Source organism: Rhizobium herbae (genome assembly GCF_019511375.1).
GTDB lineage: Bacteria > Pseudomonadota > Alphaproteobacteria > Rhizobiales > Rhizobiaceae > Pararhizobium > Pararhizobium herbae_A.
The window spans coordinates 703,265-716,854 of the sequence record NZ_JAEUAO010000003.1; the positions used below are offsets into that span (position 1 = coordinate 703,265).

11 protein-coding genes and 2 pseudogenes are annotated in these 13,590 nt (G+C 62.6%); 12 read left to right on the top strand and 1 reads right to left on the bottom strand.

Annotated elements, in window-relative coordinates; all coding sequences use genetic code 11:
- Positions 1-11: 11 nt before the first annotated feature.
- A complete protein-coding gene (locus tag JNB71_RS16410; protein WP_220372839.1) occupies positions 12-1,031 on the bottom strand; it encodes an AraC family transcriptional regulator in 1,020 nt (339 codons plus the stop codon).
- Positions 1,032-1,226: 195 nt separating this feature from the next.
- On the opposite strand from JNB71_RS16410, the gene JNB71_RS16415 reads away from it, so the two are divergent.
- The 12 genes and pseudogenes from JNB71_RS16415 to JNB71_RS16465 all read left to right on the top strand — a co-directional run bounded on the left by JNB71_RS16415 (position 1,227) and on the right by JNB71_RS16465 (position 13,590).
- Positions 1,227-1,997 (top strand): 3-hydroxyacyl-CoA dehydrogenase, encoded by a 771-nt coding sequence (locus tag JNB71_RS16415; protein WP_220372960.1) that lies wholly within the window; start codon positions 1,227-1,229, stop codon positions 1,995-1,997.
- A 21-nt stretch (positions 1,998-2,018) separates the two neighbouring features.
- A complete protein-coding gene (locus tag JNB71_RS16420; protein WP_220372840.1) occupies positions 2,019-3,206 on the top strand; it encodes an acetyl-CoA C-acyltransferase in 1,188 nt (395 codons plus the stop codon).
- Positions 3,207-3,229: 23 nt separating this feature from the next.
- Complete coding sequence (locus JNB71_RS16425) at positions 3,230-4,357, top strand: acyl-CoA dehydrogenase family protein (protein ID WP_220372841.1); 1,128 nt, start codon at positions 3,230-3,232, stop codon at positions 4,355-4,357.
- 69 nt (positions 4,358-4,426) lie between these two features.
- Positions 4,427-5,659, top strand: coding sequence for a 3-methyl-2-oxobutanoate dehydrogenase (2-methylpropanoyl-transferring) subunit alpha (locus tag JNB71_RS16430; protein WP_220372842.1), 1,233 nt, complete (start codon positions 4,427-4,429; stop codon positions 5,657-5,659).
- 1 nt (position 5,660) lies between these two features.
- Positions 5,661-6,674 carry an alpha-ketoacid dehydrogenase subunit beta gene (locus JNB71_RS16435; RefSeq protein ID WP_220372843.1) on the top strand — a complete coding sequence of 338 codons (1,014 nt, stop codon included), beginning with the start codon at positions 5,661-5,663 and terminating at the stop codon, positions 6,672-6,674.
- Between the two features lie 2 nt (positions 6,675-6,676).
- Positions 6,677-6,938: pseudogene (locus tag JNB71_RS24840) on the top strand (biotin/lipoyl-containing protein); the annotation flags it as partial.
- Positions 6,939-7,039: 101 nt separating this feature from the next.
- Positions 7,040-7,954: pseudogene (locus JNB71_RS16440) on the top strand (dihydrolipoamide acetyltransferase family protein); the annotation flags it as partial.
- 4 nt (positions 7,955-7,958) lie between these two features.
- Entirely contained in the window at positions 7,959-9,347 is a 1,389-nt protein-coding gene (gene lpdA / locus JNB71_RS16445; protein ID WP_220372845.1) for a dihydrolipoyl dehydrogenase, read from the top strand.
- A complete protein-coding gene (locus JNB71_RS16450; RefSeq protein WP_220372846.1) occupies positions 9,331-10,440 on the top strand; it encodes an enoyl-CoA hydratase/isomerase family protein in 1,110 nt (369 codons plus the stop codon). Before lpdA ends, JNB71_RS16450 begins: the two co-directional genes overlap by 17 nt.
- Positions 10,437-11,333 carry a 3-hydroxyisobutyrate dehydrogenase gene (gene mmsB, locus JNB71_RS16455; RefSeq protein ID WP_220372847.1) on the top strand — a complete coding sequence of 299 codons (897 nt, stop codon included), beginning with the start codon at positions 10,437-10,439 and terminating at the stop codon, positions 11,331-11,333. Before JNB71_RS16450 ends, mmsB begins: the two co-directional genes overlap by 4 nt.
- Before the next feature lie 40 nt (positions 11,334-11,373).
- Positions 11,374-12,144, top strand: coding sequence for an enoyl-CoA hydratase (locus JNB71_RS16460; protein WP_220372848.1), 771 nt, complete (start codon positions 11,374-11,376; stop codon positions 12,142-12,144).
- Between the two features lie 288 nt (positions 12,145-12,432).
- Positions 12,433-13,590, top strand: coding sequence for a Gfo/Idh/MocA family protein (locus JNB71_RS16465; RefSeq protein ID WP_220372849.1), 1,158 nt, complete (start codon positions 12,433-12,435; stop codon positions 13,588-13,590).

A 13,590-nucleotide genomic window follows, 5' to 3' on the forward strand; every position in this document is an offset into this window, starting at 1 on the left:
AGCGCGAGGGCCTAACGTTCGGAGAGGGCAACAACCGAACCCTCCTCGCGCCGGAAGGCTGCGGGGCTCTTCGACGTCCATTTGCGGAAGGCGCGGTGGAAGGCGCTGGGCTCGGAGAAGCCGACCTGGGCGGCAATGTCTCCAACACTGCCGTGTCCATGCAGCAGCATCTTGATCGCAAGGTCCCGACGGATCTCGTCCTTGATGCTGGCATAACTTTGGCCTTCACTCTGCAGGCGGTGGCGCAGCGTCGACGGAGACATCTTCATCTGCGCCGCAAGCTCACTGAAGCTGGACCATGCTGACGGTGTCGCTTGCCGCAGCCGCTTGCGTACGCTTGCGGCGATTCCAGCGTCATACCGATAGCGCACCAGAATATTGGCTGGAGCACCGCGGAGAAATTGCTTCAGGGCCTGCTCGGTTCGAACGATCGGCAGCTTCAGCACCGCGCGGTCGAAGGCAAGGCGGCTGACGGGTTGTGAAAACTGTACAGGCGCCCCAAAAAACAGGCGGTAATCGGCGCCCTGTTGCGGCTCAGCACAACGGAAGTCCACCCTGCGGATCGGGATGCGACGCCCGACCAGCCAGCAGGTGATGCCGTGCAGCAGGATCCAGTAGGTGCGGTAGGCGAAGGCCGAGCGGGCCTCGCCCTTGTCCGTCAGCACGATTTCGGCGAGGCCGTCGCGGATGACGAGTTCGCCGCTAGGATCGTCGAGCACGACGCCGAGAAACCGCAAGGCACGCCGTAGCGCCTGTTCCAGGGTCTTTGCGTGCAGCACGCAATGGCAAAGCAGCGTGAAGCTGCCGCGGCGCATCGGCCGCCCGCCCATGCCGAAGAATTCGTCATCGACCGCAGCTGCAACAGCTAGCCAGAGGGCGCCATAGCTTTCAGCCGAAATCGGCCTTTCGATCACTGGCGGCAGGCCGAGCGACGCCAGCAGCGGCGCCGTCGGCTTGCCCTGTCGCCGCAGGCAATCCAGCGCCTCCTCCACAAAGTAGGGCGAGATCATCCGCCGGTCCGCATCCGCCATCGCTTCTCCTCTCGTATGGCAAAACTGGCCGAAAAATGAAGGACAGTTCTGTCATCGATTGCAATACTGCGTCGGCGTAGAGTCGCGCAAGATGGCGCAGTCAACAAGGGCGCCCTGGATCAGGCGCGGCAGGGGAGGGCTGTGGATGGATCGAAAATCAGCACCCGTGCCCGCTCTAAATGGGAGCGGACGATCATGTTGATCCCCGGCAAGGTCTTTGTGGTGACAGGTGGCGCGTCGGGCTTGGGCGCGGCCGTCGCCCGCATGCTGGTCGAGGCTGAAGCCCGGGTCATCATTGCCGATGTCAAACTCGAGGCCGGCGAGCGGATGAGCGCCGAACTGGGTGCCGCGAGCGCGCGTTTCGCGCGCACCGACGTCACCAGCGAAGCGGACGGTCTGGCCGCGGTCAACGCAGCGCTTGAGGCCTTCGGCCATCTGCATGGTCTGGTAAACTGCGCGGGCATCGCGCCCGGCGAAAAGGTGTTGGGTCGCGACGGTCCCCACCGCCTCGAAAATTTCAGCCGCGCCATCGGCATCAATCTCGTCGGCACCTTCAACATGATCCGTCTTGCGGCGTCGGTCATCCACAAGGAGGAACCGGACCGCGAAGGCGAGCGGGGCATTGTCGTCAACACCGCTTCGATTGCTGCCTTCGACGGACAGATCGGTCAGGCCGCATACGCGGCTTCGAAGGGCGGGGTCGTCGGCATGACCCTGCCGATCGCCCGCGAATTGGCCCGCCACGGCATCCGCGTCGTTTCGATCGCACCCGGTATCTTCGAAACGCCGATGATGGCCAGCATGCCGCAGGAGGTTCAGGATGCACTGGGCAAGGGCGTGCCCTTTCCGCCCCGGCTCGGCCGCCCTGCAGAATTTGCGGCGCTGGTACGCCATATCTGCGAGAATACGATGCTGAACGGCGAGGTGATCCGCCTGGACGGCGCCTTGCGAATGGGGCCGCGTTGAGGCGAGTTCCGGGAGGTTGTCATGGCAATGCTTGATCCAATCGTCATCGTCGGTTCCGCCCGCACCGCAATGGGCGGGTTTCAGGGCGAACTGAAGGATGCAACCGCTCCGCAACTCGGGGCTGCGGCCATTCGCGCCGCCCTCGAGCGCGGCGCCGTTTCCGCCGACGCGGTGGAGGAAGTGGTTTTCGGCTGCGTCCTGCCGGCCGGCCAGGGGCAGGCGCCGGCGCGACAGGCCGCGATCGGCGCTGGCCTCCCCTTCGCGACAGGCGCAAGCACCGTCAACAAGATGTGCGGCTCGGGCATGAAGGCGGTGATGCTGGCGCATGACCTGATCGCGGCCGGCAGCGCGAACATTGCTGTTGCCGGCGGCATGGAAAGCATGAGCAATGCGCCCTATCTGCTCGATCGTGCACGCGGCGGTTACCGGCTCGGTCATGGCCGCATCATTGATCACATGTTCCTCGACGGGCTGGAGGATGCCTATGACAAGGGAAGGCTGATGGGGACTTTTGCGGAGGATTGCGCTGAGGCCTATCAGTTCACCCGGCCTGCGCAGGACGATTTTGCAGTGACCTCGCTGGGGCGCGCGCAGAAGGCTGTTAAGGAGGGACTTTTCGACGCCGAAATCACGCCGGTCACGGTGAAGAGCGCAAGAACGGAGCAGGTTGTCAGCCGCGACGAACAGCCCGGTCAGGCGCGACTTGAAAAGATCCCGACACTAAAGCCGGCATTCCGTGAAAACGGAACGGTGACGGCCGCCAACTCCAGCTCGATTTCCGATGGCGCAGCGGCGCTCGTGCTGATGCGCCGCTCCGAAGCCGATCGCAGGGGCCTCACGCCGCTTGCGACCATTGCCGGTCATGCGACCCACGCGCAGGCGCCCAATCTCTTCGCGACCGCGCCGATCGGCGCCCTGAACAGGCTCTCGGAACGGACTGGCTGGGATTTGAAGGATGTCGATCTGTTCGAGATCAACGAAGCCTTTGCCGTCGTTGCGATGGCCGCGATGCGCGACCTCGACCTGCCGCATGACAAGGTCAATGTGCATGGCGGTGCCTGTGCGCTTGGTCACCCGATCGGCGCGTCCGGCGCACGCGTCATCGTCACACTGCTGGCTGCGCTCGAACGTTACGGGCTGCAACGCGGCATGGCCTCGCTTTGCATAGGCGGCGGCGAGGCTACTGCCATCGCGGTCGAGCGGCCGTGATCGGGCTGGGAGGAGACCGATAGATGATCCTGACTGAACAGCAAGTCCAGATTCGCGACATGGCTCGCGACTTCGCCCGCGAACGCCTGATGCCAGGCGCCGCCGAGCGCGATGTGTCGCATTCCTTTCCGAAAGCCGAATTGAAGGAGATGGGCGAACTCGGCTTCCTCGGCATGCTTGTGCCTGAAACCTACGGGGGCTCGGAGACGGGAACCGTCGCCTACGCCGTCGCAATCGAAGAGATAGCCGCCGGCGATGGCCCTTGCTCGACGATCATGAGCGTTCACAGTTCCGTCGGCTGCGTGCCTATCCTCAAATTCGGGACGGAGGAACAGAAGCAGCGCTTCCTGCCCAAGCTCGCGTGCGGCGAATGGATCGGCGGCTTTGCACTGACGGAACCGCAGGCCGGTTCGGATGCTTCAAACCTGCGCACCCGCGCTCGCCGCGACGGCGATCACTATGTGCTTGACGGCGCCAAGCAGTTCATCACATCGGGCAAGAACGGACAGGTCATCATCGTTTTCGCCGTCACCGATGCCGCTGCCGGCAAGAAGGGCATTACCGCCTTCATCGTGCCAACGGATACGCCCGGCTACGAGGTCGTGCGCGTGGAGCACAAGCTCGGCCTGCATTCCTCCGATACCTGTCAGATCGCTTTTACCGACATGCGTATCCCTGCGGATTTGCGGCTTGGGCAAGAGGGTGACGGCTACAGGATCGCGCTCGCCAATCTCGAAGGCGGCCGGATCGGCATTGCTTCGCAATCGGTCGGGATGGCGCGCGCGGCCTTCGAGGCGGCGCGCGACTACGCCCGCGAACGCATCGCCTTCGGCAAGCCCATCATCGAACATCAGGCGGTCGCCTTCCGTCTCGCCGACATGGCAACGCGGATCGAGGTTGCACGGCAAATGGTGCTGCATGCTGCGCAATTGAAGGAAAGCGGGGAGCCCTGCCTGACCGAAGCCTCGATGGCCAAACTCTTTGCCTCGGAAATGGCGGAAAAGGTCTGCTCGGATGCGATCCAGATCCATGGCGGCTATGGATATATGTCCGATTATCCGGTGGAACGCATCTACCGCGATGTCCGTATCTGCCAGATCTATGAGGGAACAAGCGACGTGCAGCGCATCGTGATTGCGCGTACTCTGTGAAATGAGGGCCCCTCGTTTTCCGGGAGAGAAGAGGAGAGCGTGGGCGAAAAGGGGAGGAAGAACGAGGGCATGACCGAGTTCCCGCAATTAAGTCTGCATGTTCCGGAGCCGGCAGTCCGGCCCGGCGATCAGCCGGATTTTTCCAATGTCAAGATCGCCAAGGCCGGCGTCGTGCCACGGCCGGAGGTCGATGTCGCGTCGGAAGAGATCCGGGATCTCGCCTATTCGATCATTCGCGTCCTCAACCGCGACGGAGACGCGGTTGGTCCCTGGGCCGGCTTGCTGTCGGACGAGGAACTGCTGACGGGTCTGCGCAACATGATGAAGCTGCGTGCCTTCGATGCCCGCATGCTGATGGCGCAGCGGCAAGGCAAGACCTCGTTCTACATGCAGCATCTCGGCGAGGAGGCGGTCAGCTGCGCCTTCCGCAAGGCTTTGCGCAAGGGCGACATGAACTTCCCAACCTATCGCCAGGCAGGGCTGCTCATCGCGGATGACTATCCGATGGTCGAGATGATGAACCAGATCTACTCGAACGAGAGCGATCCGCTGCGCGGCCGGCAGCTGCCAATCATGTATTCCTCAAAGGAGCATGGCTTCTTCACCATCTCCGGCAATCTGGCCACCCAATATGTCCAGGCGGTTGGCTGGGCCATGGCCTCGGCCATCAAGAACGACACCAGGATCGCGGCGGCGTGGATCGGTGACGGTTCGACGGCGGAATCGGATTTTCATTCTGCGCTGGTCTTTGCCTCGACCTACAAGGCACCGGTCATCCTCAACATCGTCAACAATCAGTGGGCGATCTCGACCTTCCAGGGCATTGCCCGCGGCGGCTCCGGCACGTTTGCCGCGCGTGGCCTGGGTTTCGGCATCCCGGCCCTTCGCGTCGATGGCAACGATTATCTGGCCGTCTACGCCGTTTCCAGCTGGGCGGCCGAGCGCGCCCGGCGCAATCTCGGGCCGACGCTCATTGAGTACGTCACCTATCGCGTCGGCGCGCATTCGACCTCGGACGATCCGAGCGCCTATCGCCCGAAGACGGAATCGGAAGCCTGGCCGCTCGGCGATCCCGTTCTGCGCCTCAAGAAGCATCTGATCGCCAGGGGTGTCTGGTCTGAGGAACGACACGTGCAGGCGGAAGCCGAGATCCTCGACGAAGTGATCCAGGCACAGAAGCAGGCGGAGGCGCACGGTACGCTGCATGCCGGCGGTAAGCCCTCGGTGCGCGACATCTTCGAGGGGGTCTATGCCGAGATGCCCGCACATATTCGCCGTCAGAGGCAGAAGGCAGGATACTGACATGGCCAGAATGACAATGATCGAGGCGGTGCGCAGCGCCATGGACGTCTCGATGGAGCGCGACGATGACGTGGTCGTCTTCGGCGAGGACGTTGGCTATTTCGGCGGCGTCTTCCGCTGTACGCAAGGCCTGCAGGCAAAATACGGCAGGACCCGCTGTTTCGATACGCCGATCAGCGAAAGCGGCATCGTCGGGACGGCGATCGGCATGGCTGCCTATGGCTTGAAACCCTGTGTGGAGATCCAGTTCGCCGACTACATGTATCCGGCCTACGACCAGATCACCCAGGAAGCTGCCCGCATCCGCTACCGCTCCAACGGCGATTTCACCTGCCCGATCGTCTTGCGCATGCCCACCGGCGGCGGCATTTTCGGTGGCCAGACGCACAGCCAGAGTCCGGAGGCGCTGTTTACCCATGTCTGCGGCCTGAAGGTCGTCGTCCCCTCCAATCCCTACGATGCCAAGGGGCTGCTGATCGCGGCGATCGAGGACCCGGACCCGGTGATGTTCCTCGAACCGAAGCGGCTCTACAACGGCCCCTTCGACGGCCATCATGAAAAGCCGGTCACGCCCTGGTCGAAGCATGATCTTGGTGAGGTTCCCGAAGGCCACTACAGCATCCCGATCGGCAAGGCCGAAATCCGCCGGCCAGGATCCGCCGTCACCGTCATTGCCTATGGCACCATGGTTCATGTCGCGCTGGCAGCAGCCGAGGAAATGGGCATCGATGCGGAGGTGATCGATCTGCGCAGCCTGCTGCCGCTCGATCTCGACACCGTCGTGCAGTCCGTCACCAAGACCGGCCGCTGCGTCATGGTACACGAGGCGACCCTGACGTCCGGCTATGGCGCTGAGGTGGTGGCGCTGGTGCAGGAGCATTGTTTCTACCATCTGGAGGCACCGGTGGTTCGCGTAACCGGATGGGACACGCCTTATCCGCATGCGCAGGAATGGGACTATTTTCCGGGACCCGCCCGCGTCGGACGCGCGCTCGCCGAAGTCATGGAGGCGTGACCATGGGTGAATTCATCATCAAGATGCCGGATGTCGGCGAAGGCGTGGCCGAGGCCGAGCTCGTCGAATGGCATGTGAAACCAGGCGATCCCGTTCGTGAGGACATGGTGCTTGCCGCCGTCATGACCGACAAGGCAACGGTCGAGATACCCTCACCGGTGACCGGCACGGTTCTGTGGCTGGGGGCAGAGATTGGCGATACCGTTGCCGTCAAATCGCCGCTGCTGCGCATTCAGGTGGCAGGCGAGGGGGGCGAGGTCGCTGCTGCTCCGGTGCCGGAAGCGGTGACCATTGACACCACCGACGAGCAATCTCCCCCCGCGAAGGTGGAAAGCCCGCCGTCAGTCGAGGTGAAGACACCGGTGCAGCCCGCACCGGTGGCCCGTGCCGTGGTGCAGTCGCCGGCAGACAAGCCGCTTGCCTCGCCGGCCGTTCGTCTTCGGGCGCAGGAGAGCGGCATCGACCTGCGTCAGGTCCCGGGCACCGGGCCGGCAGGACGCATCACTCACGACGACCTCGACCAGTTTCTTGCGCGTGGCGCTCAGCCCTCGGTCACGCCGGCGGGTCTTGCCATGAAAACGGCGGTCGAGGAGATCAAAGTCACCGGCCTTCGCCGCCGTATCTCCGAAAAGATGGTGCTCGCCACCTCGCGCATTCCCCACATCACCTATGTGGAGGAGATCGATGTCACTGATCTCGAAGATCTGCGGACGACCATGAACGCCAGCCGCAAACCGGACCAGACGAAGCTGACGATCCTGCCCTTTCTGATGCGGGCGATTGTGAAAGCGGTCGCGGAGCAACCAGGCGTGAATGCCACTTTCGATGATGATGCCGGCATCATCTCGCGTCACGGTGCCGTCCACATCGGTATTGCGACCCAGACGCCGGCGGGCCTCACCGTCCCGGTCGTGCGTCATGCCGAAGCGCGCAACATCTGGAACTGCGCCACCGAACTGGTGCGCCTTGCGGACGCGGCAAGAACAGGATCCGCCCTGCGCGAAGAGCTTTCCGGCTCGACGATCACCATCACCTCGCTCGGGGCCATGGGCGGCATCGCGACGACGCCGATCATCAATCACCCTGAAGTGGCCATTGTCGGCGTCAACAAGATCATGACGCGTCCCATGTGGGACGGCAGCCAGTTCATTCCGCGCAAGATGATGAACCTGTCGTCGAGCTTCGATCATCGGGTCGTGGACGGCTGGGACGCGGCGGCCTTCGTCCAGCGGCTCAAGGTGCTGCTCGAAACCCCCGCGCTGATCTTCATTGAAAGCTGATGCCATGAAAGAGATCGTCTGCAAACTTCTGGTCATCGGCGCCGGTCCCGGTGGCTATATCTGCGCCATTCGCGCCGGGCAGCTTGGGGTCGATACCGTCATCGTCGAAGCCGTCAAAGCCGGCGGCACTTGCCTCAACATCGGCTGCATCCCGTCCAAGGCGCTTATCCATGCGGCCGAGGAATTCGAAAGAGTCAGTCATATGGCCGCCGCGAAAAGCCCACTCGGCATCAGCGTCGAGACTCCAAAGCTCGATCTGACCAAAACCGTTGCCTGGAAAGACGGCATCGTCGGCCGGCTGAACAGCGGTGTGCTCGGCCTGTTGCGCAAGGCCAAGGTCAAGATCGTCCACGGAAGGGCAACCTTCCGCGACGGTAAGACGGTCGAGGTTGAGACGGAAACGGGAACGCAGGTCATCCGTGCCGAGACGGTGGTGATCGCGACTGGCTCCGAGCCGGTGGAACTGCCGTCGCTGCCCTTCGGAGGGCCGGTCATATCCTCGACCGAGGCGCTGTCGTTGAAAGCCGTGCCCCAGAAACTCGTCGTCGTGGGTGGCGGCTATATCGGGTTGGAACTTGGCATTGCCTTCGCCAAGATGGGCTCTGCGGTGACGGTCGTTGAAGCGACGCCGCAACTCCTGCCGCAATATGATGCCGAACTGGTAAAACCCGTTGTCAAGCGGCTGGGCGAACTGGGTGTGCGGGTCGTGACCGGCGCGAAGGCCCGGGGGCTTTCCGGTGAAACGCTGCTGATCGAAACCACCGAGGGCGAGGAGCGGCTTGCTGCCGACAAAATCCTCGTGACTGTCGGGCGCAAGCCGCGTACCGAAGGCTGGGGGTTGGACGAACTCGACCTCGACCGCGCTGGCAAATTCCTGCGCATTGACGAGCGCTGCCGGACGTCGATGCGCGGCGTCCATGCCATTGGCGATATAACCGGCGAGCCGATGCTGGCCCACCGCGCCATGGCGCAGGGTGAAATGGTTGCCGAAATCGTGGCGGGAAAGAAGCGAACATGGGACAAGCGCTGCATTCCGGCGGTGTGCTTCACCGACCCTGAAATCGTCACCGCCGGTTTTTCGCCGGACGAGGCGAGGGCGCAAGGTTTTGAAATCCGCGTCGGCCAGTTTCCGTTCAACGCCAACGGTCGGGCCATGACCACGCTTTCCGAGGATGGATTCGTTCGGGTGGTCGCGCGCGCGGACACCAATCTCGTCCTCGGCATTCAGGCTGTCGGCGCCGGCGTCTCCGAACTGTCGAGCACCTTTGCGCTGGCAATCGAAATGGGCGCGCGCCTGGAAGACGTCGCCGCAACGATCCATGCGCACCCGACGCGCAGCGAAGGCTTCCAGGAAGCCGCTTTGAAAGCCCTTGGCCATGCCCTCCACATCTGAACCCGTTTCTCTCGGCGCTACGCCGCAAACACTGGTCGATCGCGATGGCGCCCTTGGCCGTATCCGGCTCAATCGTCCAAAAGCGCTGAACAGCCTGACACTTGAGATGGTCCGCGACATCGAAGCTGCGCTGGACAGGTTCGAGTACGATCCGGCCATTGCCGCTGTTCTTGTTACAGGCGAGGGCGAGCGCGGCCTTTGCGCCGGCGGCGATATCCGCGCCATCTATGACGCCGGAAAGGCCGGGTCGGGATTGCCGGCAACCTTCTGGCGTGAAGAGTACCGTCTCAATGCCCGGATCGGCCGCTATTCCAGACCCTATATCGCCTTTATGGATGGAATCGTCATGGGTGGCGGTGTCGGCATCTCCGTCTATGGCAGCCACCGCATCGTGACGGAGCGAACCCGTTTTGCCATGCCGGAAACTGGCATCGGATTTTTCCCCGATATCGGTGCGTCCTGGTTCTTGACCCGCCAGACCAACGAACTGGGGACTTATGTTGCGCTTGCTGGCGAGCCGCTCGGCGCTGCCGATGTCATTCTGGTCGGCCTTGCAGATCGTTTTGTCCCGTCGGAGCGCCTGCCGGCCCTCGCGGAGGCTTTGGCGAGTCTTCCAGCGGGAGACGCGAGTGAGGTGATATCCGCCCGCATCCAGGATTTTTCGGCCCCGCCACCTGCAGCCGCACTCGAACCGCATCGACAGGCGATCGATCGCCTGTTTGCCTACGACAAGATGGAGGAGATAGTCGAAGCCCTGCGTCGGGATGGCAGCCCGTTCGCCGAAAAAACCTTCGCCGTCCTTAAGGCAAAATCACCGCTCAGCCTCAAGGTCACGCTTGGCCTGCTGAGGCTCGGACGGCAGACGGCACGCCTGGAATCGTGTCTCGAACGGGAGTTCGCCGCGACCGCGGCGGTGCTGCGCAGCCATGATTTCTACGAAGGCGTGCGCGCGGCGGTCATCGACAAGGACCGCAATCCGCAATGGCATCCCGGCCATCTTGGTGACGTCACCGAAACGCAGGTCGCTGCCTACTTTCAACCATCTGCCAATCCGCTTTTTTCGGACACGAATGAGGGAGGACCCCGCGCATGACATCCATCGGCTTTATCGGTCTCGGCCACATGGGTGGCCCGATGGCGGCCAATCTGGTCAAGGCCGGATACACGGTCAGGGGCTTCGACCTGTCGCAGGCATTGCTGGAGCAGGCACGGCAAACCGGCGTGATCCCGTGTGCGTCCCTCGCCGAAGCAGTAGACGCCGTCGATACGGTTATCACCATGCTGCCTGCCGGCAAGCACGTGTTGTCAGTCTGGGGGGAACTGGTGCTCTCCGTGCCCTCCGGCACGCTGCTCATTGACTGCTCGACCGTCGACATCGACAGTGCCCGCAAGGCGCATGCCATGGCTGCTGCGGAAAATTGTCCTTCGCTCGACGCACCGGTTTCCGGGGGCACCGGCGGGGCGGCAGCGGGCACCCTGACCTTCATGATCGGTGGCCACGAAGAGGTCTTCGCCAAGGGACAGCCCATATTCGCGGCAATGGGCAAGCGCATCATCCACTGCGGCGGTGCGACGGCGGGCCAGGCGGCAAAGATCTGCAACAACATGATCCTTGGTATCAGCATGATCGCCGTTGGTGAGGCCTTCGTGCTCGGTGAGAAGCTCGGCCTCACACATCAGGCGCTCTTTGACGTGGCGTCCGTCTCCTCGGGCCAGTGCTGGTCGCTTACCACCTATTGCCCCGTGCCCGGTCCGGTTCCCACCTCGCCGGCCAACAACGACTACCAGCCCGGTTTTGCTGGAGCGCTCATGTTGAAGGACCTGAAGCTCTCACAGGAAGCGGCGGCAGCGACCGGAGCGACGACGCCGCTCGGCGCCAAGGCCACGGAACTCTATCAACTGTTCAATGAACTCGGAAACGCCGACAAGGACTTTTCGGGTATCATCAACCTGTTGCGCGAAAAATCAGGCGGCGCAGCCGCGTGAGGGACCCAGCCTGCGGCCGTGAAAATTCAGGAGCAAGACAATGGAAAGACCGATCATCATCGAACAGCAGGACCGGGTCGTGATCATTACGTTGAACCGGCCCGCCGCCCGCAACGCGCTGAATTCGGAGATCATGCACGCGCTGGCAGCCGAACTAGTGCCACTTGACCGCGATCCGGGCGTCGGCTGTTTCGTGCTGAGAGGCTCGGACAAGGCCTTTGCCGCGGGCGCCGACATCAAGGAAATGGCCGACAAATCGTTCTCCGACATGTTCGGCGACGACTTCTTTGCAGCCTGGGATCGCTTCGCTTCCTTCCGGACGCCGAAGATCGCCGCCGTGTCGGGCTACGCGCTCGGCGGCGGCTGCGAGTTGGCGATGATGTGCGACATCATCTTCGCCGCCGACACGGCCATGTTCGGCCAACCCGAGATCAAGCTTGGCGTGATGCCGGGAATGGGCGGCTCCCAGCGGCTGACGAAACTCGTCGGCAAATCGAAGGCGATGGACATGATCCTCACCGGGCGGATGATGGACGCGACGGAGGCCGAACGCTGCGGCCTCGTCGCGCGTGTCGTTCCGGCAGACAAGCTGATGGATGAAACACTGGCTGCTGCCCGAACCATTGCCGGCTACGGCAAGGCCGCAACCATGGCCGCGCGTGAAGCCGTTGATCGCGCCCTTGAAGGCGGCTTGCGCGAGGGTCTTCTTTTCGAGCGGCGCCTGTTTCACTCGCTCTTTGCAACCGCTGATCAGAAGGAAGGCATGACGGCGTTTATCGAGAAGCGGGACCCGAAGTTTCAGGGAAAATAATCCCTCTCCCCAGAAAACAGGCGGCGATGCTTGCGGCGGGTCGGCTGCCAGCCGTCGCCGCCTTTACGCGTTTCCAAGGCAGCAGGAAACCTGCTCCCCCACACGCCCCTCAACCGGATTTCAACCACACGCATGCACTCCAGAACAGGACCAATCTGATACCGCATGAGCACACATGAAAATGAATTTCATGAAAATAAAAATTTGGGCGGATTTCAGTTGACGATGGTGAAAATCTGCCTCAGTCTGAGAAAATAAATTACGACATAAACGGGGAATGCCAGAACAATGAAAGTGGGCATCATCGGGCTCGGATTCCGTCTCGGCTATCTGGGCTACGTCTTCAAGGCCATGGATGAAAGCTTCGAGATCGCCGGTTATGTCGATCCGAAACCGGCCGGCCTGTCTGGCCTTACGGAAAAAGGCATTTCCGCCGGCACCGCCTATGAGACCCCCGAAGACCTGGTCGCCAACGAAAACCTCGATCTGCTGATGATCGGTTCGCCGAACCACATGCACCTTGATCATATTCGCATCGGGCTGCAGTCCGGTCTCAAGGTCTTCAGCGAAAAACCGATCGTTACGACCGTCGAGGAAAGCCTGGAACTTGCCCGGCTGATGGCCAGGTACGGGCATGAACGTCTGATGGTCGGTCTCGTACTGCGCTATGCGCCGATGTATCGCGACCTGCGTGCCGCCCAGGCCGCCGGAACGCTCGGCCAGGTCGTCTCGATCGAGGCGGCCGAGCACATCGAGCCCTACCACGGCGCCTTCTTCATGCGCGACTGGCGCCGCTACGAGCGCTATTCCGGCAGCTTCATGTTGGAAAAATGTTGCCACGACCTCGATCTCTATAACGGCATCGTCGGCGCGCGGCCGGAGCGGGTCGCGAGCTTCGGCGGTCGCAAGAGCTTTATCCCTGCCAACGATCCGGCCCGTGAGGGCGTTAACGATCTCGAACTCTTCCATCGCAAGCCGAGCGGCTGGATGGGCTCCGACAAGGTTTTCGACAGCGATGGCGACATTATCGATTACCAGGTGGCGATCGTCGAATATGCCAACGGCGTCGGCATGAACTTCCACACCAATCTCAACGTTCCAGACCAGTTCCGCCGCTTCTGCATCATGGGCTCGCGCGGCATGGCCGAGGGCGATTTCATCCGCGGCTATTTCGACGTCCACGAGATGCTGACCGGCAAGAAGGTCATCGAAAACAAATATGCCGCGACTGAACTGTCGCAGCATTACGGGGCCGACGAGCAGATGGCAGCCGACATCATCGGCCATGTCCGCGACGGCCGCGCGCTGCCCGTCTCAACGCTCGATGCGCTCGAAGCCGGCATCCTGGCTTTGTCGATGGACGAGGCGCGGCGCAAGCGAAGCGTCGTCGATCTGCGACCCACCTGGGACCGCTTCGACGAGGCGCTCCACGCCCGCGCGGCGTAA

Bases quoted from the DNA above. Each gene is read 5' to 3' on its own strand.
- JNB71_RS16410 (WP_220372839.1), bottom strand. From the start codon at position 1,031: ATGGCGGATGCGGACCGGCGGATGATCTCGCCCTACTTTGTGGAGGAG.
- JNB71_RS16415 (WP_220372960.1), top strand. From the start codon at position 1,227: ATGTTGATCCCCGGCAAGGTCTTTGTGGTGACAGGTGGCGCGTCGGGC.
- JNB71_RS16420 (WP_220372840.1), top strand. From the start codon at position 2,019: ATGGCAATGCTTGATCCAATCGTCATCGTCGGTTCCGCCCGCACCGCA.
- JNB71_RS16425 (WP_220372841.1), top strand. From the start codon at position 3,230: ATGATCCTGACTGAACAGCAAGTCCAGATTCGCGACATGGCTCGCGAC.
- JNB71_RS16430 (WP_220372842.1), top strand. From the start codon at position 4,427: ATGACCGAGTTCCCGCAATTAAGTCTGCATGTTCCGGAGCCGGCAGTC.
- JNB71_RS16435 (WP_220372843.1), top strand. From the start codon at position 5,661: ATGGCCAGAATGACAATGATCGAGGCGGTGCGCAGCGCCATGGACGTC.
- lpdA (WP_220372845.1), top strand. From the start codon at position 7,959: ATGAAAGAGATCGTCTGCAAACTTCTGGTCATCGGCGCCGGTCCCGGT.
- JNB71_RS16450 (WP_220372846.1), top strand. From the start codon at position 9,331: ATGCCCTCCACATCTGAACCCGTTTCTCTCGGCGCTACGCCGCAAACA.
- mmsB (WP_220372847.1), top strand. From the start codon at position 10,437: ATGACATCCATCGGCTTTATCGGTCTCGGCCACATGGGTGGCCCGATG.
- JNB71_RS16460 (WP_220372848.1), top strand. From the start codon at position 11,374: ATGGAAAGACCGATCATCATCGAACAGCAGGACCGGGTCGTGATCATT.
- JNB71_RS16465 (WP_220372849.1), top strand. From the start codon at position 12,433: ATGAAAGTGGGCATCATCGGGCTCGGATTCCGTCTCGGCTATCTGGGC.